The 22909-nt window shown below is 44.4% G+C and carries 22 protein-coding genes and 2 pseudogenes; 13 read left to right on the top strand and 11 right to left on the bottom strand.

Annotated features, from left to right (window positions below; all coding sequences use genetic code 11):
* Nucleotides 1–31: 31 nt before the first annotated feature.
* Together CS022_RS20420 and CS022_RS20415 are read right to left on the bottom strand one after the other, a co-directional pair.
* A complete protein-coding gene (locus CS022_RS20420; protein ID WP_129123797.1) occupies nucleotides 32–697 on the bottom strand; it encodes an HAD family hydrolase in 666 nt (221 codons plus the stop codon).
* Nucleotides 698–794: 97 nt separating this feature from the next.
* Nucleotides 795–1097: a Rho-binding antiterminator gene (locus CS022_RS20415; protein WP_129123796.1), complete on the bottom strand. Its 303-nt coding sequence runs from the start codon at nucleotides 1095–1097 to the stop codon at nucleotides 795–797.
* A 697-nt stretch (nucleotides 1098–1794) separates the two neighbouring features.
* On the opposite strand from CS022_RS20415, the gene CS022_RS20410 reads away from it, so the two are divergent.
* The 3 genes from CS022_RS20410 (at nucleotide 1795) to CS022_RS20400 (ending at nucleotide 4992) form a co-directional block, all read left to right on the top strand.
* A complete protein-coding gene (locus CS022_RS20410) occupies nucleotides 1795–2931 on the top strand; it encodes a fatty acid desaturase (RefSeq protein WP_129123795.1) in 1137 nt (378 codons plus the stop codon).
* 465 nt (nucleotides 2932–3396) lie between these two features.
* Nucleotides 3397–3849, top strand: coding sequence for a hypothetical protein (locus tag CS022_RS20405; RefSeq protein WP_129123794.1), 453 nt, complete (start codon nucleotides 3397–3399; stop codon nucleotides 3847–3849).
* Nucleotides 3850–4395: 546 nt separating this feature from the next.
* Nucleotides 4396–4992, top strand: a complete 597-nt coding sequence (locus tag CS022_RS20400) for a hypothetical protein (protein ID WP_129123793.1) — start codon at nucleotides 4396–4398, stop codon at nucleotides 4990–4992.
* A 269-nt stretch (nucleotides 4993–5261) separates the two neighbouring features.
* Here CS022_RS20400 and CS022_RS20395 read toward each other — a convergent pair whose 3' ends face one another.
* Nucleotides 5262–5888: a class I SAM-dependent methyltransferase gene (locus tag CS022_RS20395; RefSeq protein ID WP_129123792.1), complete on the bottom strand. Its 627-nt coding sequence runs from the start codon at nucleotides 5886–5888 to the stop codon at nucleotides 5262–5264.
* A 122-nt stretch (nucleotides 5889–6010) separates the two neighbouring features.
* On the opposite strand from CS022_RS20395, the gene CS022_RS20390 reads away from it, so the two are divergent.
* A complete protein-coding gene (locus CS022_RS20390) occupies nucleotides 6011–6910 on the top strand; it encodes a LysR family transcriptional regulator (protein WP_129123791.1) in 900 nt (299 codons plus the stop codon).
* 70 nt (nucleotides 6911–6980) lie between these two features.
* Nucleotides 6981–7618 (top strand): annotated as a pseudogene (locus tag CS022_RS28265) (CatB-related O-acetyltransferase).
* 89 nt (nucleotides 7619–7707) lie between these two features.
* Here the strand turns inward: CS022_RS28265 and CS022_RS20375 are convergent.
* The 3 genes from CS022_RS20375 to CS022_RS20365 all read right to left on the bottom strand — a co-directional run bounded on the left by CS022_RS20375 (nucleotide 7708) and on the right by CS022_RS20365 (nucleotide 10933).
* Nucleotides 7708–9621, bottom strand: a complete 1914-nt coding sequence (locus CS022_RS20375) for a monovalent cation:proton antiporter-2 (CPA2) family protein (RefSeq protein ID WP_129123789.1) — start codon at nucleotides 9619–9621, stop codon at nucleotides 7708–7710.
* Complete coding sequence (locus CS022_RS20370) at nucleotides 9618–10244, bottom strand: NAD(P)H-dependent oxidoreductase (RefSeq protein ID WP_129123788.1); 627 nt, start codon at nucleotides 10242–10244, stop codon at nucleotides 9618–9620. Before CS022_RS20370 ends, CS022_RS20375 begins: the two co-directional genes overlap by 4 nt.
* A gap of 62 nt (nucleotides 10245–10306) precedes the next feature.
* Nucleotides 10307–10933: a LysE family translocator gene (locus CS022_RS20365; protein WP_129123787.1), complete on the bottom strand. Its 627-nt coding sequence runs from the start codon at nucleotides 10931–10933 to the stop codon at nucleotides 10307–10309.
* Nucleotides 10934–11173: 240 nt separating this feature from the next.
* Here CS022_RS20365 and CS022_RS20360 point away from each other — a divergent pair, with 240 nt between their 5' ends.
* The 7 genes from CS022_RS20360 to CS022_RS20330 all read left to right on the top strand — a co-directional run bounded on the left by CS022_RS20360 (nucleotide 11174) and on the right by CS022_RS20330 (nucleotide 17707).
* Nucleotides 11174–11569 (top strand): thiol-disulfide oxidoreductase DCC family protein, encoded by a 396-nt coding sequence (locus CS022_RS20360; RefSeq protein WP_129123786.1) that lies wholly within the window; start codon nucleotides 11174–11176, stop codon nucleotides 11567–11569.
* A gap of 122 nt (nucleotides 11570–11691) precedes the next feature.
* On the top strand, nucleotides 11692–13134 hold the full coding sequence (locus tag CS022_RS20355) for an ATP-binding cassette domain-containing protein (RefSeq protein ID WP_129123810.1): 1443 nt from the start codon (nucleotides 11692–11694) through the stop codon (nucleotides 13132–13134).
* 139 nt (nucleotides 13135–13273) lie between these two features.
* Nucleotides 13274–14572, top strand: a complete 1299-nt coding sequence (locus CS022_RS20350; protein WP_129123785.1) for an alpha/beta fold hydrolase — start codon at nucleotides 13274–13276, stop codon at nucleotides 14570–14572.
* Nucleotides 14573–14810: 238 nt separating this feature from the next.
* A complete protein-coding gene (locus tag CS022_RS20345) occupies nucleotides 14811–15182 on the top strand; it encodes a hypothetical protein (protein ID WP_129123784.1) in 372 nt (123 codons plus the stop codon).
* A 223-nt stretch (nucleotides 15183–15405) separates the two neighbouring features.
* Complete coding sequence (rarD, locus tag CS022_RS20340; protein WP_129123783.1) at nucleotides 15406–16317, top strand: EamA family transporter RarD; 912 nt, start codon at nucleotides 15406–15408, stop codon at nucleotides 16315–16317.
* A gap of 177 nt (nucleotides 16318–16494) precedes the next feature.
* On the top strand, nucleotides 16495–16986 hold the full coding sequence (locus CS022_RS20335) for a LysE family translocator (RefSeq protein WP_235869824.1): 492 nt from the start codon (nucleotides 16495–16497) through the stop codon (nucleotides 16984–16986).
* A 178-nt stretch (nucleotides 16987–17164) separates the two neighbouring features.
* Nucleotides 17165–17707: a GNAT family N-acetyltransferase gene (locus CS022_RS20330; RefSeq protein ID WP_129123782.1), complete on the top strand. Its 543-nt coding sequence runs from the start codon at nucleotides 17165–17167 to the stop codon at nucleotides 17705–17707.
* 16 nt (nucleotides 17708–17723) lie between these two features.
* Here CS022_RS20330 and CS022_RS20325 read toward each other — a convergent pair whose 3' ends face one another.
* From CS022_RS20325 to CS022_RS20305, 5 genes and pseudogenes are all read right to left on the bottom strand, one after another.
* Complete coding sequence (locus CS022_RS20325) at nucleotides 17724–18377, bottom strand: YdcF family protein (RefSeq protein WP_129123781.1); 654 nt, start codon at nucleotides 18375–18377, stop codon at nucleotides 17724–17726.
* 171 nt (nucleotides 18378–18548) lie between these two features.
* Nucleotides 18549–19871 carry an ABC1 kinase family protein gene (locus CS022_RS20320; protein ID WP_408057277.1) on the bottom strand — a complete coding sequence of 441 codons (1323 nt, stop codon included), beginning with the start codon at nucleotides 19869–19871 and terminating at the stop codon, nucleotides 18549–18551.
* Nucleotides 19872–20006: 135 nt separating this feature from the next.
* On the bottom strand, nucleotides 20007–20399 hold the full coding sequence (locus CS022_RS20315) for a DUF2750 domain-containing protein (RefSeq protein ID WP_129123779.1): 393 nt from the start codon (nucleotides 20397–20399) through the stop codon (nucleotides 20007–20009).
* Nucleotides 20400–20443: 44 nt separating this feature from the next.
* Nucleotides 20444–20782, bottom strand: a complete 339-nt coding sequence (locus CS022_RS20310; RefSeq protein ID WP_129123778.1) for a zinc ribbon domain-containing protein YjdM — start codon at nucleotides 20780–20782, stop codon at nucleotides 20444–20446.
* A 156-nt stretch (nucleotides 20783–20938) separates the two neighbouring features.
* Nucleotides 20939–22047: pseudogene (locus CS022_RS20305) on the bottom strand (quinone-dependent dihydroorotate dehydrogenase).
* 203 nt (nucleotides 22048–22250) lie between these two features.
* On the opposite strand from CS022_RS20305, the gene CS022_RS20300 reads away from it, so the two are divergent.
* Nucleotides 22251–22892 (top strand): hypothetical protein, encoded by a 642-nt coding sequence (locus CS022_RS20300; protein ID WP_129123777.1) that lies wholly within the window; start codon nucleotides 22251–22253, stop codon nucleotides 22890–22892.
* The last annotated feature ends 17 nt before the right edge of the window (nucleotides 22893–22909 follow it).

The following is a 22909-nucleotide window of genomic DNA, read 5'->3' as shown; positions in this document are numbered from 1 at the left end:
ATACATAGAAAGACCAGAGTTTACTGCGCGTTTATGCATTTCCCCAAGGGAGAATAGTCCAATCGGTATTACGTGCAAATTCTCGTAGTTTTGCACATGGGTTAACCAGATAAACATGATCAGCATAGAGGCAAGAGGCTAAGTCATTAATCGAGTCTGTATAAAAATGGATTTCATCAACGGCAATAGATTCGGATTCCATCCACTGCTTCAAACGCGCCACCTTCCCTTCTTTATAACTGGCTACACCTCTTACTTTCGGCGTGTAGCATCCATTTAGTATTTCTAGGTCAACACCCAGCGCATTTTTCAGACCCAATTTTTCGGCTATTGCCTCGACAAGAAAACTGACTGACGCTGATATGATCACCATCTGAGTGTTTTCTTCACTGAGCTTATCTATCAGAGCCTTCGCTTCCGGATAGACGGTTGGGATGATCCTCGTCGTTATACACTCATCAACCAAGGCGCTCACGTCAGTGGTGGGCATGCTAACAAGCGGGGACAATGCAAACGTTAGATATTCATCTAAATTTTGATTACCCGCTGCATACTCGGCCATCAGCCGACGATCTTCCTCCAGATAATTCGGATCGTTTACCACGCCTTTTTCAACAAGGAACTGATTCCACTCAACGGAGCAATCAGTTCGGATAAGGGTCTCGTCTAAGTGAAAAACATAAAGCTTTTTTGTCATAGTACAGTTGCTCGCGATTACATCAGAATTCGTCGTTTTTAATGTAATACGCAGTGTATAGCTTTACTACCGATGTTTTATGACACTCAACAAGCACCTATTTTTTTGCACAGTTTTTTGCCTTATATGGCACTGCTGCGTTTCTTCCCGCAATCTTGACATAATTGAAGTGCGGATTTTCAGTGATAGCGGTTATTGCGTATACTTCATCAAGCGCAATATCAATGCTAATTCCAGGCTGCCTTAATACGAGAAACTCCCGAGGTTCGCCTTTTATATCAATCAACTCTACTTTATTCGCAAAGCCACTGATTTCTTCGCCATTTTGCAAGAGTATCTCAATTTCGTAGTAGTGCTGACATGACAGCTCCACAAACCTGTATGCTTCCCTGCTAATCATGATTTATTCCCCTATATCATGTACGCCTTAATTTAATCTTTATCTAAGCCATATTTTTTTGGAATATTTATACGTGCCACATTACGCCAATATCATCATTTATATTCGTATAATTATTAATACTTCACAAAGACTAAGAAATTAATATGCGTTCATAAAATAATAGTTATTATCCAGATATATAGTACGTTGGAATAAAAAATTTTCTGAAAATTAACGAAATTTCAAAGCAGTGAAACATATTAAGTAATTAATTAAATAAAGATATGATAAATCTTATGCATACATATATGGGCATACTCTTCTGCCATAAATGCACTGATTACTCCCAGTTCCTCATGAGAAAGATAAAATCAAACGTTTTTATCCTTATCCATTACTCAATCTGTGTTTTTTGCCGTACACCATATAACGTCATTATGATATTCCACTAGGCAGTAACAACCTTGTCGGAGTTTTGACTGACAGACCGAAAACTCCGCCACTTATTCCCTATCAAATTAACATCACTTCCGAAAGCTCTTCACCTCGAGACGAGGATTCACACAGTCACACATAACTCTGAAACTGTATGAGATCGAACACGCCTCTTACATTTAGGCACATAATCATTACAGCTCCCCTATAATTTCTTGACATAATTTAACAGAGGCAATTATTCTAGCGCACAAGTGTTCGCTGGAATTTCAAAATCATTATGGATAGTCAACAACCTAAACAGCCAAAAGTCTTATGGCTCAATGTCATTGTCTTTACCGTCACTTTTGCGGTAGCGGCAATTGGTACCCCCCTTTGGGCTTGGCATCATGGCTTTGACCTTGCTCAATTTATCATGCTAGGTGTGGCATTTACCTTTACGGGTATGTCCATAACCGCTGGCTATCACAGGCTTTGGTCTCACAAAGCTTATGAAGCTAACTCTGTCCTGAAAGTCATCTTCGCTCTCGGCGGCGCATTTGCCATTCAAAATAGCATTCTCCACTGGGCCTCTGATCACAGAATTCACCATCGTCATGTTGATGACAACGACGTCGACCCATATTCCGCTAACCGTGGTTTCTGGTATTCTCACATTGGATGGATGCTGAGAGATTATCAACGAAATAGATACGCGGATTACACCAATTGCCGTGATCTTCAAAAAGACAAAATCGTGATGTGGCAGCATAAGTATTATCTACCACTGGTTCTGCTAACCAACTTTGGTATCCCTTTAGTGTTTGGTGTACTCCACGGTGATATCTGGGGCGCACTGATCTTAATCGGTTTTACGAGACTGGTGTTGAACCATCACACGACCTTTTTCATCAACTCACTGGCTCACATCTGGGGTAAACAACCATACACCAACAAAAACTCTGCCAGAGACAACGGCTTTCTTGCGCTATTGACCTTTGGTGAGGGCTACCATAACTTCCACCACATCTTTGAGAATGACTATCGAAATGGTATTCATTGGTGGCAGTTTGACCCAACAAAATGGCTAATTAAAGCAGGTTCGTGGGTAGGTTTAACAACCAAACTACGTATAACGCCCGAGGAAAGAATCGAGAAAGCCAAGGCGACGATGCTCCTAACAAGACTGAAAACGAGGCTCAGCGTGAGTGACGAAAATCAACGGCGTATCCAGCTTATTCAGTTTGAGTACGATGCACTTCTTGCCAGAATGACTGACTACTACGCGATGAAGAAACGTTTCTTTGACCTTAAAAAGCGTCGTTTGCTTAAAAAGTACGAACGGGCAGATTTGCTTAATCAATTGCAGAAAATGAAATCTGAACTGCAACAGCAACGAAAAACATGGTACTCGCTAGCAGCCAGTTATTCATACTAGCCAAAGACAACACGACGAAAGGCGGCCCAAGTGGGTCGCTTTTTTAAATCCGCTTTCTGACAAATAAGTTCTTCTCTGTATAAAACACTCATCATGAGAATTAAATTATAATATATTTAACTTTAAACTTCTAAACTATATTTTAATTTAATATATTGCTAAAAGTTAATTTAATCTCCTCTAATGCATATTAATTATTTAAGTGATTCCAACGGGAACTTAATCATACTCCGTGACACTCAACTCACATAATTAATACGAAACCGGAGGCACTTACATTAGTGAACGATAATAAATTTAATTATCATGAATGATGTTTTATAAAGCTCAGATGTAATTTAATAACTATCGCTAATTTTCACTACTGATATGCGAAACCGCAATCCGTGTCGTTTGTCATTTCGAATAAAAACTGAAATTCGCCACGTTTAAGACGGTGAGTTTCTATTTGGGAGGAAATTCATAATGATCTGTTTGGCCATCGCAGCTATTGGTGTTGTAGCCGCAGGCGGGGCTGCTCTTCTTGGTGCTCTGAAGCACAAGAAAAAGCATAAGCCAGCCCCCCCTGAGCACAAGCCAGTGGCAAAACCCCCAGAGCATAAACCGCCTGAAAAGCCAAAGCCCGAGTGCCCTAAACACAAACATTGCTGCGGTAAATATCACAATGGTGGCTCAAAGAATGAAATGTACCTGAAATACAAACTTCAACAGCAACAAATGCAGATTCAACATATGCAAATGCAGCTAATGCAATTTTATGCAATGTTACGTGGTTCAACTTTTTATCCGGGGTCATTTTTGCCACCTCCTTTTGTTTGTTGTCACAGGCCACAAATCATACCGTATGGAAAGCCTAAACCGACTTATTCAATGCCACTTGAATGGCTAAGAAACTCACCACCCAACCGATACTTATAAATCAGGGAATAGGAATAGCCTCTCAATGTGGGCAGTTTATGCTCTCATTGAGTTGGGTCTTCTCAGAAAGCCATACCCAAGACGCTTTGGTATTGTCGCTTATTCTTCAAAAGTCGCAGCAATGTGGCTTTTCACTGATCTAAATTCTCTCTTCTCCTGTAAGTATCTATGAATTCGATAATGTTCCTGTCGAACTATTTAGCCCGGAAACCATGGGATGGTTAGCACGAAAGCATGTCACAATTCGACCAGCCACGTGATGATGTGTGCGTTCCGGGCACTTTTTAATTTTCAGTCATAAATTCCGCATGCTTATCCACATCTTACCAATTACTAACCACCGCGCAAAAGCTTGAATGGAACCTAACCCTTGCCTTAGGTACAGAGAGAGTGATGAGTATTAAGTACTGTGGGCACGTCAATCTGTCGGTGTGTCATTCATTACTCTTATATTCGTCATCCCCGATTGAGTAGTAGTTAATTTACGCTAGATCCAACCGCAATCGGAAAGGCTCATAGGATGAAACAATTAAATAAGGAACGTATATGGAAGAAAACAGACTCCGGTCTGCGGCCTTCTGTGATTCAGACAATCAGCTGTCGAACGGAATGAGCAATAACGTTTTATCTGTCGAGAAACACTTCAAGTCAGATTTCAAAACAAACAGAAGCTCAACTATCAGTAAAAGCGACATTAACCTGATTCTGAATTTTTCACATTTGTTCGCACTGGACTCAGAAAAAAAGGACTATCTGGAAATAAAAGACAAATGCTTGTCGGGTAAACTCTTAACACAATATGAATGTGACAGACTTGCAGATTATGACAGCAAGATTGCGACGTTCGAGCTCGACCTAGCATTGCTGCAACTACCAAAACATGAAAGGGCCAAGTACTTACTCGAAAGCACAGAACTTTTACATTTTGAAGATGATGAGCGCCACGAATATGTTGCGGAAAGTCGCGCCCACTCTTCTCGTTTTGACCAGACATCGATAAAGCAGTTTGGTTTAGAGTATGTACAGCGCTATCGCGAGCTGACAGAGAACGTACAGCGTGCTGAAGAAACTGCTCTTTTAGCGCTGCGAGAAAGAGCGTCTAATGATGCTCAGCTCTATCAAAGGTTGCAGGTGAACGTCTAAAGATTGTCTTCTAACTACGAAGCTGGCTCTCTCAAAAAGGGCCAGCTTTAATTATATTTATTTAACGCAGAAAAAACCTCCGATCGCTGTGATCCAAAGCTGTCATCTTTTCGTTGAATGTTAGCCGCGGATGTTTCAGCATACTATTCCTGGGTAAGAGGCTATGCTGATGCTGAACCTGTTGTTCCGTCGGCCATGATTTCGTACAAAGACAAATCACCTAGGTTTGACGGTCTCGTGACCGTCTTTAAATCCATCAATCAACTGGGCTACTTGGGTCTTTGCATCACCAAAAACGTCTGTCCACCTTTTGGGCTGGGTTTCCACTCTTGAGCAAGAACGAAACCAGCATCGAGCATGGCTTGCATCAACTGTTTGGCGGTAAATTTTTCTACATGCGGCGCTTTACCAATTAGCTTCATAACAGGCAAGGCGAGGCTCCACCAAGAAAAGCCCTCAAAGCAAGCACTACTGGTAATGAAATAGCCACCGGGCTTAAGCATATCAAAGCTTTGGCGGATCACTTGTCTGTAGTCGGCCATCAAGTGCAACACATTTAAACCCAGCATCACATCATACTTGGTATCAGAATGCGCTTGTTGCCAGTTTTCCAATGTGCTTTCGACAAACGTCAGGTTCGACTGCGGAGTTTGTTGCAGCTTCTCTTGGGCTATTTCAATCATACGCGCCGAAGTGTCGAGCGCGGTATAGTCGCTTACCTTAGGTGCGTGAATCAGCGCAGTGGATCCGGTACCGCAACCAAACTCTAAAATCTCTGACTGTTCAGTCAAATATTTATCTGTAATGGCCAATTTTTTTTGATAGACCGACTCATTGGCAATGGGAGTAGCGGCATATTTGTCAGCGATTTTGTTCCAAAAGATGGCATCGGCCATGGGAAATGTCTCCTATCTCCTTGAGAATACAAGATAAAGTCTGCCACAATTGAATCTAATGTAAATTGCATAATTGTTGATAACAAATATACATAAATGTATAGAAAACCAAGAGTAGGTTCATGACCATTAACTGGCAGGCCGTCAATTTTGACTGGAATCATATCAAAGCATTCTTACTTACTATCGAGCAGGGATCACTATCGGCGGCAGCTAAAACTTTGCAGGTGGCGCAGCCAACCTTGAGTCGTCAGATGGCGGCTTTAGAAAGAAGCCTGGGCATTGTCTTATTCGAACGAGTCGGTAAAGGCATTGAGCCAACCCCACAGGCGCTGGCATTGGTCGAGCATGTACAAATTATGGCGGAAGCTGCCTCTGCCCTATCACTAAGTGCCATGGGGCACAACAGCAGTATTGCCGGCACTGTGCGTATCAGTTGTATGGTAATGGCCGCATTTGAGCTGTCACCTGTGTTGAAAAAATTGCATCAGCAGTATCCTAATCTCCAGTTAGACATCATGGGCACTGATACCAGCAGTGATTTGAAACGGCGCGAGGCAGACATTGCTATTCGCGCCTATCAACCAACCGAGCCAGATTTAATTGCCAAACCTTTGTGTGATTTTGAATTAGGTTTGTACGCCACAAAGAGTTATGCCCAATCATTGGGTTTCCCTAAAACCATCGAGGAACTCACCCAAGCCCAGTTTATCGGTTTTACCGATGGTCGAGACCAATACCTAGAGCAGTTGCGGTCAAAGGGGATTAATGTCAGTGACGCTCAAGTGATGCTGCGCGGAAATAGTCACCTAGCACATTGGACACTGGCTAAACAAGGTTTAGGCATCGGGGTCATGTTCACCAACATCGCAGAGCAATGCGAGCACATGGTGCGCCTTTGCCCCGAACAGGTCGTCTTTGAGGGGCAGTATTGGCTGGTGGTGCATCGCGAGCTTCACACCAGCCGCCGAGTTCGCGTCGTTTTTGATGAGATATATCAAACGTTAGGTAATTCGAAGTGAAAACATAGATTTTATATGTGCTTTAATTTCGGCTAGATGCTCGATAAAACAGACACAAAAGGAAAATAGATTGAAAGGCCCAGAACCAAATGATAAAGCGCCTGTGAATGGATTTCCACAGATTGGCTTCTTGAAAAACTTCATCAAGTCAGAGCACATTATTGTTGGCGATTACACCTATTATAACGATCCTGAAGGGCCCGAACGTTTTGAAGATAACGTAATCTTTCACGCACCTGTGATGGGCGACAAACTGATTATCGGGAAGTTTTGTGCAATAGCAAAAGACGTTCAGTTTGTGATGAATGGTGCAAACCACATCACAAAGGGCTTCTCTACCTAGCCTTTTTATCAGTTTGGCGGTGGCTGGGAACGCGTTAAGCCTCAGATAGCTGACCTGCCAAATAAAGGAAACACAGTTGTTGGAAATGATGTTTGGATAGGTTACGAATCAACCATCATGCCAGGCATAACAATTGGCGATGGTGCTATCATTGCCAATAAATCCGTCGTGAGCAAAGATGTTCCTCCTACGCTGTAGTCGGCGGGAACCCAGCAAGAGTAATTAAATATCGTTTTGAGCCCGAAACAATAGAACGCCTATTGCAGGCTGCCTGGTGGGATTGGCCTGCAGAAAAAATAACCGCAAACTTAGAGCACATATTAGGTCGAGACATAAAGCATTTGGTTTCCCACAAGAGCGAGTAGTAGTGGCATAAACCGCCTATGGCGTGACAAAAAGGCCGGAATCCCGGCCTTATTCTTTGGCTTTATACTTGTTGGCCCGTGAAGACGACTCAGTCTTCAGAAAGCCCCTCATCATAGCCTTTAGGCGGTGGCATCCACTCCCGCTCTGCGAAGTTGTGCCTATCTGCACGATCCCGCTTCATGGCTTCTTTGATGGACTCTTCCAGCTGAATGAACATATCACTGAAGTGAATGCCGAGCGGATCCTCTTCATTTTTATGTAGCCATTTCTCGTAGAGTATCCCTGACCCCTCTCGTTCGACGCGTTCGAAGGTTTCACGTTTCTGTTCAACCAAGAAAGGATGGTAGCCAAGGCTTCGCATTGCTTCAGAGCCGAGTTCAAGCGCCGAGTGATAGGTTTCTGAAATTATATAATCTGCACCTGCTAGCTTATATTCATATCCGACACTGCGGTCAAAAGCACGGGTCAGGATTTTGATGTGTGGGTACGCCTTTTTTACATGCTCAATCAGCATCAAACTGCCTTCGTGATTATCCATCGCGTTAATCAACAAACTCGCCTGCTCAATACCAGCGGTGTGCAGAAGCTCAGGCCTTGTTGCGTCGCCGAAGAAGGCTTTTATTTTTACTTCTCTCAGGTTATCTATCTGCGCTATCTCAGCATCTAGCACGACAGTCTTGATATTGTTTGCCACCAGCAATCGATTGACTATCTGACCAAATCGGCCTCCACCGGCAATAACAACAGGCCCCCACTCATCAACCTCATCGGAATCTCGTACCTTCGCATTACTCGCTTTTTCAAATCGGGGCAACGCAACCCGCTCGAATAAGATGAAAAGAAGCGGTGTTAAGAACATAGATAACGCAACAACCAGCGAGAGGATTTTAGCCATATCCTGTGGCAGCACTGAATTCTGTACCGAGAAGCTGAGTAAGACAAAACCGAATTCACCCGCCTGCGCAAGACTCAGTGAAAAAAGCCAGCGGTTTGAAAAGTGGATTTTGAAGATAAATGTTAATGCCAACAACACAATCGCTTTGAGCAACATAACGCTCAATGTCAGCAGGATAACAATATCCAGCTCTTGTACAAGCACACCAAAATCAACACCACATCCCACTGTGATGAAGAATAAACCGAGTAACAGACCTTTGAACGGTTCAATACTCGATTCCAGTTCATGGCGAAACTCACTGTTCGCCAGCACAACGCCGGCTAAGAAGGTTCCCAATGCAGGAGAAAGGCCAACCAAGCTCATCAAGGCTGCAATACCAATCACCAGCATTAGTGCTGTGGCAGTAAATACCTCTCGTAGTTTTGACGCCGCAACAAAATTGAACAAGGGCCGACTTAAGTAATGCCCGCCGACAACAACCAAAGCGATAGACCCAACAATAATAAGCGCCAGCATCCAGCCAGGCTTACCCTCTACCAAAGATAGATTGTGATGCGCATCTGCCGATGCCTCCGACAAGGCAGCTAGTTCTGGCAACGCTAACAACGGGATCACCGCCAACATGGGAATCACCGCAATATCCTGCACCAGTAACACGGAAAAAGCGCTACGGCCCCCTTCAGTATTGGTTAGCGATTTTTCATGAAAAGTTTGTAAAACGATGGCGGTGGAAGACAACGAAAAAATGAAGCCGATAGTCAACGCAATCGTCCATTCAAAGTCGAAAAGCATCGCAATACCCATAACGGGTAAAATCGTCAGGAGCAGCTGTAAACCACCAAGGCCAAATAGTCGGCGGCGCATATTCCAAAGCACTCGGGGATCAAGTTCAAGTCCAACCAGGAACAGCATCATCACTACGCCAAACTCGGCGAAATGCTGAATAGATTCGGTTTCCGACCCGACAAGCCCGGTGACGGGACCAATTAATAACCCTGCGACCAGATAGCCAAGCACAGACCCCAAGCCCAATTTTTTGGCAATGGGCACCGTAAATACGGCAGCAGCCAGAAACAAAAAGGCATAAATTAGATAAACCGTCATACTTCACGCCCCGTGATTAATTCATTCAAACTTAGGGAAATCTTGCTCAGAGGTTGGCTTTGTTCAACATCAAAGCGCCGTTCAACGAGAGCCTGCACTAAATCAACATAGTCACGAGTGTGAGCATCAAGTCGCCCTTCCTCTTTTGCCGTCCGCGACCCGAACAGTGGAAAAGGCGGTACATAGGTCATACCGACCAAACTTGCCGTTTGCTCGATTGGCCGCAGGAGTTCTCTCACTGAAAAGTGGTTATAACCTTGCTGGCAATAGGCTTCTTCTCTGCCTCCTGCCGTCATTGCACAAAGTAAAATTTTACCGTGCAGCGCAATGCCACCCTCTCCATATGCAAATCCGTATTCCAGCACCAAATCCATCCATTCCTTGAGAATCGACGGGGTCGAATACCAAAACATAGGGAACTGAAAGATCACTACATCATGTTTCAAAAGGCGCTTTTGTTCTTTTTCAATATCAATATGGTAAGTGGGATACTCAGCGTATAAATCGACACTGGTGACACCCTCTATTGAGGAGACCGCTTTGAAAAGTGGAGAATTAGCCTCCGAGCGACCCTGTGAAGGATGCGCAAAAAGTACCAAGACACTGCGAGGTTTGTCTGTCATAGCTTCCCTTAACTAACAGCTTTAGCAGCTTATACCCGCTCGGACAGACAAACCTGACGGCTTTATTTTGTCTCTGTTAGCAACAGGCGCAAACTACCTGCGAATAGCAAAGAGCCCATGACCCTGTCTATCCAATGTGAGAAGGTACGAAATCGTTTTTGGATGGTTGGTTTGGACAACACGAAAGACACGGCACCAAACCAGAACAGCTGCACCAGCATCATCCATATCCCTAATAAAAATAGCTGAAATACAGGCATCTGCGGACTAAGAACCAAAGTAAATAACGACACAAAGTACAGTGGTGCCTTTGGGTTTAGCGCATTACACAGAAATCCAATAGAAATGAGTTTTATCCCCGGCTCTCTTTTCACCTGCAGATTACAAACTTCGCCACTGGCAGGCTTACTCATCAACCCTCTAATGCCCATATATGCCAGGAACCCAGCAGCAAGATATTTCATCCAAATCAGTATCTCGCTAGATTCACTGACCAGCGCAGCCATTCCGAGAGAAGAGTACAAAATATGCACAGACAGACCAAGTGCAATACCGAGACTTACGAGCATTCCTGCTCGCCTGCCATTTGATAAAGACTGCTGTGTCACCATCACGAAATCTGGGCCGGGTGATGCCGCTGCAAGCAAGTGAACAATGGTGACAGTCAAAAATGCCTGAAAAAAATCCATAGCTACGAATCTCAATAAATTGTCGACTCTTTGTTTTAGCGCACTTCATCCTAAAGAGCAAAACGATGTGCATCCAAACATAGCAAAAGTGCGACCATGCGCGTCACCAACTGATGAGCAATGAGCTAACTGGAAGAAATATGGTGCTAGATGTGATTATCAGACTGCATTAATCCAGTGGAAGCAAGTATTCGTATATATTAAGTTTTACATATAAACATTCTGAGAGAAGACCAATAAATGCTAACGATTTTCTTCGACGGAACCTGTCCGTTGTGCGTGGCTGAAATGAATGAGCTACGGACCTTGAACACCAATAACGCTATTCAGTTTGAAGACATTTTTTCAGAGAACTTCAATGAGCGGTTTCCCGACATCGATATTCAGAAAGCTACTCAAATCCTGCACGCCAAAGGCGAAGACGGTGAGATATTTTTGGGGCTTGATGCAACCGTGAAAGCGTGGTCGACGGTGAACAGAAAATCGTGGTTACGTATTCTAAGGTGGCCGGTCATCAAAATAGCTGCTGACGCTGCATACCTGTTTTTTGCCCGCAATCGCTACAAAATTTCGTGGATCTTCACAGGAAAATCTCGTTGTGAGCCTTGCAACAACGGAAAGTGCGATATCAAGTAAACTAAGCCGTTGACTGAATAACTATTGCGGTTTCTCTCCCGAATTGGATACTGTTCTTAACAGGCACCAATCAGTGCGACAAAACAATAACGAGAGATGTACCATCAGCAGGGACCGCAATGATAGAAATTGATGCGCTGAATCACCAGCACGGACAGACGACACTTTCCATTCCTCACCTCGAGATAAAACCTGACCAGCATTGGCTCATGTTCTCCTCATCGGGTAACCACGGTGAACTGTTCGCAACGCTTCTTGCTGGCATGATAACGCCGCAAAGCGGCACAATCTCAGGCACACCTGAAAAAGTTGGCCTTGTTTCCTTATCTTCCCAACAAGCACTTTTAGAAGACGAATTAGCAAACGACGACACCGATTTTCTCGATAGGATTGATCCGGGTACATCCGTTCAACAGCTTATCGAAGACTGCTGCATATCTTCTTCTGTTGATGTTGATAGCCTGATGGACAAACTCGACCTCGTGCACCTTGCTGATCGGGGTTTTCGACAGCTCTCCACAGGAGAAACACGACGTTTAATGCTGGCAAGAGCCATGGCGACAGAGCCAGATTTACTCATCCTTGATGATCCCTACTCTGGCTTAGACGTCGCGCATCGTGAGACGTTATCAGACATCATGAACGAGTTGGTGCTCAACCATCAGTTAATTATTTTGACTTCCCGCCTTGATGACCTGCCGGACTGTGTCACCCATGTTTGCGCCTTTAGTCACGAAGAGCCGCTCGTCATGACGAGAGATAAATGGCTCAGTCATCCCATTATCAGTCAATTGTCAGCGCAAACATCAAAACGCAGTGATGCGATGGTGGAACTACTCAGAAAAAATAAGCATCAGACTGCGCTACCAGACCCTCTGGTTAAACTCACGAATGGAAGAGTGGCGTATACCGATACCCTGATTTTTGAAAAGGTGAACTGGCAAATTAATCATGGTGAACATTGGCAGATTCGAGGACCAAACGGATGTGGGAAAAGTACCCTGCTCGGTCTGATATTTGGTGATCATCCTCAGTGTTACAGTAACGACATCGACATATTTGGCTTCAAGCGCGGCAGTGGCGAGACTATCTGGGATATTAAACGCCACATCGGCATGGTTTCATCCGCTCTACACCTAGAATATCGTGTCGGATCGTCGGCGCTAGATACCGTGATTTCCGGGCTTCACGACTCCATAGGGCTCTACCAAAAACCAACTAAAGCTGAAACAGACAAAGCTATGGAGTGGTTAAAAATCTTCCACATGGAGTCGCTGGCTAAAACGTCATTCCGCCGGCTTGAATATGGTCAGCAACGTCTCTTGCTTATCGCGAGAGCATTGATAAAACGACCAGCGTTACTGATTCTCGACGAGCCTTATCAAGGCTTAGATTTTCTCAGCAGGAAATTGGTCGCTAATGCGCTTCAAATGATTGCAGAAGAGCATCTCAGTCAACTTCTCTTTGTTAGTCACCATAATGAAGACAAGCTTTCAGGAATTAATCACTTCATAGACTTTGAACCTACAGAAAACGCTCATCGCGTCATAATCAGCCACCAATAGGCATGTTTTCTGTTCAGGTTTTATTCATTCGATTTTTCGATGCGGCGAATTCTGATCTTCGCCGCAAAACTCCGGTTTCATTCATTTTAAAACCAAGTACCCTAGCCTGATAATGACCCAGCATTGAAAGGAAACAGGCATGCAAGCGAGTTTTATTGAAGACGGTGTTTTGTACCGTCAACATACCTTCTCTCTCCCTCTCGATTATCAAACGCCAGAAGGGAAAAAGCTTACTGTATTTGCCCGAGAAGTGGTCGATACAGACAAGAGCGATGCTGACCTTCCATGGCTGGTTTATATGCAAGGTGGTCCGGGCTTTCCATCGCCACGGCCAGGCGGAAAATCAGGTTGGCTAAAACGCGCGTTGAGCGAGTATCGCGTTCTGCTGCTTGATCAACGCGGTACCGGAAAGAGCACCCCGATTACACACCAAACTATGGGTGACTTGTCGACCGAAGAACAAGTTGCTTACCTCAGTCACTTCCGAGCAGACAACATCGTGCGCGATGCTGAAGCTATTCGCGAACAGCTTGGTGTCGATAAGTGGTCGTTGCTTGGGCAAAGCTTCGGGGGTTTCTGTAACCTCACGTACCTTTCTTTTTATCCAAACAGTCTGCATCGCGTCTATACCACTGGCGGTGTGCCTTCAATCACTCGTCATGCTGACGATGTTTATCGCGCAACATATAAACGTGTACACGACAAAAACGCGGAGTTCTTTGCTCAGTTCCCATCAGCTCAGGTTCAATGTCAAAAAATCGCAGACCATTTGCTTACCAACCATGTTGAACTTCCAAATGGACAGCACTTTACTGTCGAACAATTTCAGCAAATTGGCATCGAGTTTGGTGGCAGTGATGCTTATTTGCCTATGTACTACCTACTTGAAGATGCTTTCGTTGACGTAGGCGGAAAAGAAACACTCAGCTACACCTTCCTCGACCAAATGCTTCAAATGCAGTCGCACCAGACAAACCCTATCTACGCGATTTTGCATGAAGCTATTTACAATCAACATACCGCATCTGAATGGTCTGCTCACCGCATCCGTAATGAAGAATATGCCGAATTCAACTATCAAACAGGTCAGCCTTTCCTGTTCACAGGTGAAATGGTTTACCCATGGATGTTCGACCAACTGAAGAACCTTACTGCCCTGAAAGAAGCTGCTCAGCTTATCGCTGAAAAATCAGATTGGGCACCGTTATATTCACCTGAAACATTGGCTGAGAATACCGTGCCCTTTGCCTGTGCTGTCTATGCAGATGATATGTATGTAGAAATGGATTATTCGAGAGAAACGCTGGCGAAAGTACCGAACAGTAAAGCGTGGATAACGAATGAATACGAACACAATGGCCTTCGGGCAGACGGTGAGCGAATTTTAGGCAAACTCATCGATATTGCTGAGAGTATTGCATCAAGGCCGAAAGTATAATTTAGTCAATAAAACATGGTGTCCGTCAATCGGTGGACTCCATGTTCAATTTACATGACTGAAATTATTAGATTTTGTTAAAAGGTTGTTCTTTGCCGCAGGATGCCTGAATTTCTGTTTTTTCTTTCAAGTTCTAAATTTTAAACCTGTGATATTCTCCGGATCATTGCCATCCGCCTCTCGCTGTCAATCAAGCCTAATGGCAAAATTTTACTGGGTTCATTGCTGTACAGTACTAATGCTAAAAAATTATTTACTACCTTTGTTATTTGCTATCCCTTCGCTCGCGCTGGCCACTGACGTCGATGATGAGGAACAGCCCTCATCGCTTCATCGCGATGATGCATCGTTCCTTCTCGCGAGAAAAACAAAGAATCAGGAAACCACATGCCGAGAAATCTTCGCAAAAAACATGCTTGAACGCCAAATCAGCTTTAGCGACAAACAAGCGGATGTGGAAGTCAGAAGACTGGCTGAAATTCAAATTGAAGAAGCACGTAAAGCCCTGAACAAGACACACAGCTTTTGTCAGGCTAACGAAATTCTAGTGATGCAACATTCACTACCAAGGGACACAGAATCAGGCCAGATTCACTTTGAAGGCTATTAATTGAACCAAACGCCAAATCATCTAAAGCTAAAGAAGATTCTGGCGTTTTACTCTTACCCTCTAGACAGCTCAGAACAAATCACCTTCTCAAGCATTATATTCCTTTCATTCCTCCGTCATTTTTTGTACAAATGCAGCAGGAGCAACTTCCCTCTTTGAGCAGTCAAACATAACGCCTGCCCGCTCCCTGTAACGCCTTTATCTCTTGTTGGTTGGATGACGAATGACAAATAGAAAAAGTGGCAATTTACTTGCTGCGCTCGCTTTTGTGCTCTGGGGCTTTATGCCTCTGTATTATCAATTTATTCCCAATGCCGCGATGGATGAGCTCAATGCCGTTCGTCTAACTTTTGCTGTCCCCATCATTTCTCTTGCGTTCTTGATATTTAAGCGGAAATTACCTGACTTCAAAGGTATTTGGAAAGACAAAGCGTCACTGCTCTATTCACTTCTGTCCGCAATATTTATGAGTGTATCTTGGATCGCTTTTATCAGTGCTCTGACAAATAACAACGTACTTGAAGCCAGTATGGGGTTCTTTATCAACCCACTGGTGGTGATTGCTCTCGGTATAATATTTCTGAAAGAAAGACTCAGCACCGGACAAAAACTGGCGGTGTTGTTAGGTGCATTTGGGTTGGGGTACGAAGTTTACCAATATGGCGAGTTGCCTCTTGCTGCACTGCAAATGGCGACGTTTTTCGCTTTGTATGGTTTAGCGAAAAAACAAGTGAATTACGATACGCTGACCAGCCTGTTCGTTGAACATTTTCTGTTATTGCCTTTTGCTCTTGGCTATCTGTTTTATAAGCTTAACAATGGTACCATCGAGGCCATAAATACCGAGGACATATCCACCCTTCTTTTTTATGTTGGTGCCGCGCCAGTGACATTATTACCCTTATTTATTTTCAACGCGGCAGTCAAACGCACCTCGTTATCGATGATAGGCTTTATGCAATACATAGAACCGAGCCTTCAATTCCTTTGTGCCATATTGATATTCGGCGAGATGTTCGATCACGTGAAAGCAGTCAGCTTTGGCATGATTTGGCTTGGTCTTGCGATCCTTGTTTTGGAAGGGCTGTTCAATATCCGCCGACGATATTCTTCCGCCACTTCCAGTCACACTTAATCACGGCTATGTTGAGCGAAGCCTCACCTTCTGAGGCTTCGCTCTCATCGTTGTCTCTCCGACCCAAGCTGTTCACGAATTTTCTATCCATCTCTCGGTCGCCAAAGCCCTGACAACAAATCATGATGATATGATCCCGCGTCAATCTAATTAATCTAAATCGGGGCATAGTAACTTGTGATAGACGTGAATATCCTGCCGGTCTTTTTAATCGCCTCTTTCTTCCTGGTGATTTCTCCTGGCCCAGATCTGTTACTTGTCTCTACCTACTCTTCTGCCCGAGGTATGAAGGCAGGCATTTTAGTCTCGCTTGGGATCTTTTTGTCCGGGTTATTCCAAACAACGCTTGTTGCGTTTGGTCTCGGAAAGTTGATGCAGGAATTGCCGCCACTGGTGATATTGATAAAAGTCGTTGGTGCGCTTTACCTTTCTTGGCTTGGACTAAAACTGATCAAGGCGTGGTTTTATTCTCAGAATATCGGTTCGGTAGATATTGAAATATCTCAGCGCACAACAAAAGACGTTGTTGCACAAGGGCTGTTAAACAATCTGTTGAACCCAAAAGCGCTCATATTCTTCAGTTTGTTCTTACCCCAATTTACTCACCATGAAAGCAGTCTTATTGGCCAGATCATGACCCTTGGTGTGTTACTCAGCTACTTGCCTTAACGTTTAACATTTTCATTGCCTTCTTGTTCAGCAAACTCGCCGCTCACTTGAAACATAAAATCACCTTGGGTCGACATACCGATGGCGTTCTGGGCCTGATATTTATCGGGTTGGCCGCAAAGTTGGCAGTATCCAGATGATGTCGTGCCATACCTAACATTCTGAAACGTTGGATAAGATGAAATTTACCCTACAACAACTTGAAACCGAACGCCTCTTTCTCAGGCCACTTCAGCCAATGGATGTTGACGATCTCAAAGAGATTTATTCAGACAGAGACACCATTAAATACTGGGGAATGCACCCCATTCATGAGAGAGCCGACATTTCAAACATCGTTAAAGACGCAACGGAAGCGATGGCGTCAGGAACGAAGTTGACTCTTGGTGTATTCGAGTGTTCATCAATGAAGTTAGTCGGACTTGTTTTATTTTTTAATCTCATCGATACAAGCAGGCGCGGTGAAATTGGCTATGCACTCAATAGAAATTATCGAAGGAAGGGCTACATGAAGGAAGCCATGCAATCTGTCATTGCTTACCTCTTTGACGAAGTCGGAGTTCGTCGTATCGAGGCTGATATAAACCCTGAAAATAAAGATTCAGCAAAGCTTCTCTCTTCGTTGAATTTTGAACATGAGGGCACACTCAAAGGGAGATGGGAGTTCGACGGTAAAATAAACGATAGCCAACTATATGGATTATTGAATACAAACCTTTAAGCCAGCTGATACCACATCACCTCAAATGGCTAGCCCCTTGAAAAGCGAGAGCAACTAAACGACGATATGACTGCCAGACATTCTCTGGTATTACTTGCTCGATCTGAAAACCTCTTTCCGGATAATCACGAATTCGCAGCAGGTCTCCCAACATGGCATCGACCAAGTTATCAATCGGAAATTCGTCGGTAATGAAATCTAAAAAATCTATTTTCGGCGATGTTACTTTCACTTCTTCCGCATACTGAGGCCATTGCTTCAGGAACGTCGAATAAGCGCGTCTTTCCATGTAGGGCTTGTGAACCAAAAGCACGCGATCAGGAATGTGACCTGAGCCCTTCAGTATTTCCCAAGAATAACGCACATTCTCGCCCGTATTGGTTGAGTGATTTTCGATAAGCACTGCCGATTCGGGTACACCGTGTTCAAACAAAACTTCGGAAAATAAATCAGCCTCAGGCTGTTCAAAGTAGTGTTCAGTAAACCGACCGAAACCACCTGAGACGACGACGAGAGGGGCAATGCCATTCAGATAAAGCTCTGCCGCTCTGTCCGCTACTCGCAGGTCATTGCTACCCATGGCGATTATACAGTCACACTTCGACGGTTGATGTTCAAGTTGATGGTACTGCCAGATGGTCAGGATATCCTGAAAATACTCAGCGTTCATAACATTATCCGGTGAGAAACTACTGATCAATTACAACGCTAAAACAACGTGATTGCTAAGGTTTTAGTTTATGTTCGTGCAGTTGTTAGCAAACTGGAAGTTTTGTCGTGAAGTGAAATGAAGCCGACATACAGATGAATACATCAGCTTTATTTAAGTTTTTTGGCGGGTTTAGATTATGTATGGTTCTAGAAGCTTAGCAACGTTCACTTTGGCTTTTAGCTTCACAGCCAGTAAGTACAAGCCGCCAATTTTCCGATGGAGAAACATCGCATCTATGGGAGGCGTATGCCAATACCCTTTCTCCATACTCAACGCCATGCCTGCCTCACGAATGCGTAAAGCAAGGTCGCTACTGGCAAAATCATAAGCACCTGAGAACTTCATCGGTTCCATCGCCATTTCGACTAACTCAACCACCGCACGTTTTTGTTCTGGCATAATTTCAGTGCTGAAAAAGCCGATGTCAGACAGTGCTTTCTCTATTCCCTGTTGATTTCCCGCCACAGCTGACGCCATCAATTGCAGATAACCCACGCTGAATTTCTCTGGGTAAACTCGGGTCGCGCCAAAGTCGAGCAAGGCTATTTTCCCGGTATGGCTTTGGTAAAGATAATTGGCAAAATTAGGGTCAGTCTGAACTAACCGGAAGCTGAATATTTCTTTTAAAAGAAGTTCGAATAGGTGAGTCACTACCGCATCTCTGACTTCTTGCGGCTGGTCAACGACACTGTCAATCACATCGCCTTCTATATATTCCATTGCAAGAACATTTGGCGTTGTAATGTTATCGAAAACACGTGGGACGACGAACTGAGGTAGCGATGCAAGCTTTTCGCGGTATTGGTTTATCATTTCCGCTTCGCGAATGTAGTCAGCTTCTTCGAGAAGTTGCTTTTTCGCTTCGACTAGTAGGCTTTTGTAGTCGACAGCATCAGGCACTAGACCCGTTACGCGTAGCAAAGTACCCACATTATCTACGTCACTCTCGATGCTGTTTTTAACCCCTGGGTACTGCACTTTAATAGCAAGGTGGTCACCATCATCGCTGTAAGCTTCATGCACTTGCCCAATAGAGGCCGCCGCCATCGGCTTAAATGTGAAGGTGATGAAATTGCCTTGCCATTGGCTACCAAGTTCTGTTTCTAATATGTTCGCAAGATCTTTTGCGGGCATCGGTGACGCGTCGGAGCGAAGAATGGAGAGAATTTCAGTTAGCTCTTTCGGTAACAGGTCGCCAGCTTCCATACTAACCAACTGACCGACTTTCATTGCTGCTCCACGCAGATGAGAGAGCTTTTCCGCGACCTTGGCAGCATTCTGGGGCGTAAGCAAAAGGTCTCTTGCGTTTGGTTTTTTGCCAGAGGCCAACTGTTTGGCTCCCTCAGCAACCATATTAGACGCGACCCGTGTGACCAACGAACCGATGACACCCAAACGTTGTAGTTTAGTTGATGGAATTTTTGCTTCGGTTTTGCTTTCAGAGTTTGTCACGTGCTTGTCCTGGAACAGATACATAGACTTAATAGTACGGCAATTTACCCCAAAGCGTTCATTTGAGACACGGCAATTTATCAAAAAAAAGCGAGCACAGGGCCCGCTTTTATTAGCATTGAAGAAACAATGCATTCAGCCTGTCTTGCGTGCCTGTTTCTTTAAATCTTGATCAAATTCGTCTGGGTACAGGATAAGGCCATCATTCTCGGTATTCGGGAAGACGACAATGGCGAGCTCATCATCTTCGAGCCCCATCGTCCAGCGTGAATGCCACTTGTTAAGAGCGATACTCTCAGCACGGCATTCTTCCCACTCACCGTTTGCCCACATTTCAGCAAACTCACGATTTGGCCAAACGGGCACACAGTCTTCATCTTCTGTGTTGAGCATTACACAGCCATGGTCGTCAACCAAAATCCAAATTTCACGGTTTGCAACGACTTCTTTACGCAGGTAGCTATAACGTCGCTCGGCATCCATCGACAGTGTATTTTCGATGTCCTTGTCTGACAGTTGCTTAGTCATTTTGAGTTTTCCTCGTCAGATGAATGTTCAGTAGATAGAGATTATCAGACTTTTTTAACAAACTGAGACTTAAGCTTCATTGCACCCACACCATCAATCTTACAATCGATGTCATGGTCTCCATCCACCAAGCGAATATTCTTCACTTTGGTGCCCACTTTAACCACCAGCGACGAGCCTTTTACTTTTAAATCCTTAATAACCGTTACCGTGTCGCCGTCCTGCAGCACGTTGCCGTTCGAGTCTTTGATCACTTTTTCATCTTCAGCATCTGAAGATGGCTCTTGTGACCACTCGTGAGCGCATTCAGGGCACACGAATAACATGCCATCTTCATACGTATATTCAGAGTTACATTCAGGGCAATGCGGTAGGGAAGACATTTGTAGAGCCTCGGTGAGCAAAAAAAGAGGCGCAAGTGTAAACCAATACAGACCTTAGGGGTACTATTATAGTTAAGTGGACAAATTGGGTGGCACAATCGACCAATTGGCATACAAACGAAGGATGTATTAACCAACCGATCGATTGTTTTAGCGCTACGCTATGTCTTTAATTTTCTCTTGCTCAGTTGTGTCAACTGACTTGAGCGTTTTCGGCAGAGGGTTACGTGAACCAATTGCCTCTTTAATACTGTTAAAGCCGTCAGCCTTAAGCAGTTGCACCAAACCACGATTGATTTCACTGATGCTCTGAGGACCATCAAATATTAACGTAGAGATCATGTGCAGCAGGCTTGCACCCGATGTGATCTTTTCGTAAGCATCCTTGGCAGTAAACACGCCACCAACACCGATGATTGTCAGCTTTCCTCCTGTGCGACGATAGACATGACGAACAAGCTGGTAGAAATGCGATTCAACGGCAGGCCACTCATCGCACCCTTATGGAAAGGCAGTTCCTCTTTGACATACTCCTCGTTGTACTTGGGTTTTGCGAGGTTTGTCAGAACAACACCGTCCATACCGTGCTCAACACAAGCATCAACGATGGCGTCTACTTCGCTTAGCTCCATATCCGCAGCGAGTTTGACATAAATAGGGCGACCTTCGACACGGTGTTCGTTCACTGCTGTCAATAACGCATTCAGGTATTCTGGGTTGACAAAAGGTTCGCCATCTTGCGTATTCGGACAACTGATGTTGATGGTGTAGTAATCCCCGATATCTTTGAAACAATCCATCGTTTTGGTGTAATCCTCGATGGACTCTTGAAGATTAAATTCGGGCGTCAGGTTGGATTTAGCGGCATTAATACCGACTCGTAATGACCCAAAATCAACATCCTTCAGTCGAGCTGATATTTTCTCTGCGCCTTGGTTATTCAGGCCGTACCATACCAAAATAGACTTTGATTTAGGCATTCTGAACAATCGTTTGCCCGGGTTTCCGGGACACACTTCCCCCGTAAACGAGCCAAGCTCAGCCAGTCCAAAACCTATCGAGGGGTAGATACTTGTTAGCTCTCCGTCTTTATCGAACCCGGCTGAGAGGCCGACAGGATTTCGATATTTAACACCATCTACCGTAATGTTGAGGCTTTTGTGTTCGTAATTGAAAAAGAGTGACGTCAACGCTTTGGTAAAGGCATTTGACCCCAAAAGCACACCTACCCGCTTGAATCGGTAGTGAGCGGCTTCTGGATCCATTAAAAAGATGATGGGGCGGGCGACACGATAAACAACTTTAAGAAGGAAGTTTCGTAGTCCAATGATGTAACTCATTTCTCTCTCCTTTGGTTTTCTTGGGGCTGTTTTGTTTAAATCATAACCACATTACCAAAGATCTTAATGGCAATCATTATCATTTGTATTTATATTTAGATTTTATTACGTTCGTCGTGGAGGGTGGAATGAGAAAGTTGCTTGCTCAGTTTGTGAAGAGAAGACAGAACGGTGCTACATTCATCAACACTGAAAATGAATCGCCCCGTTGGCTTCCAAACGGTCACGTGTACTACCTACTGTCAACGCTAAAGCTCCGCTATCAAAGTAAATCTGGCTTGGTAACTCTTGAGCAAATACAAGAAGAAAATCTGGCATCCCTTCTCAGGGAGTTGAGTGAAAGTGAATGCGTCTGCCCAAAACCTGTTTCGAACATACCCTCGATTTATTCACTGACGGTTTGTGGCGTGTGCTGGGAAGAGTGCTTGGGAAAAGTGAGGGTGAAAGCAATTCCCGAGGCTGCGGTGCTGAGATTTGAGCACGTTGACTATCAACGTTCAGAAGCGCGATTCCAAACCTCCTTCCACAAGTGTGATGATGCTTCGCTATCCCTCGCAGAGCGAGGAAATTTCGTTCCAACCATCAAGAAAGTTCACAATGTTAACTATCAGGAGTTTATCGACATCCTCAAAGAAATTAATGGTTCAGTACCTGCAATTCTGTCCGATGCCGTGCCGGTGTGCTCTTCAAACTTTGACGAACCTTTTACAAGCTCCGATAAACTCGCACTCGAGCAGGCTGTTCCGGGTCTATTGCCCAGCCACCTATAAGAAAGAGAATTGAATGG

This window comes from Veronia nyctiphanis (assembly GCF_004116385.1).
GTDB classification, from domain to species: Bacteria; Pseudomonadota; Gammaproteobacteria; order Enterobacterales; family Vibrionaceae; genus Veronia; species Veronia nyctiphanis.
This window is presented reverse-complemented; position numbering and strand designations above follow the sequence as displayed.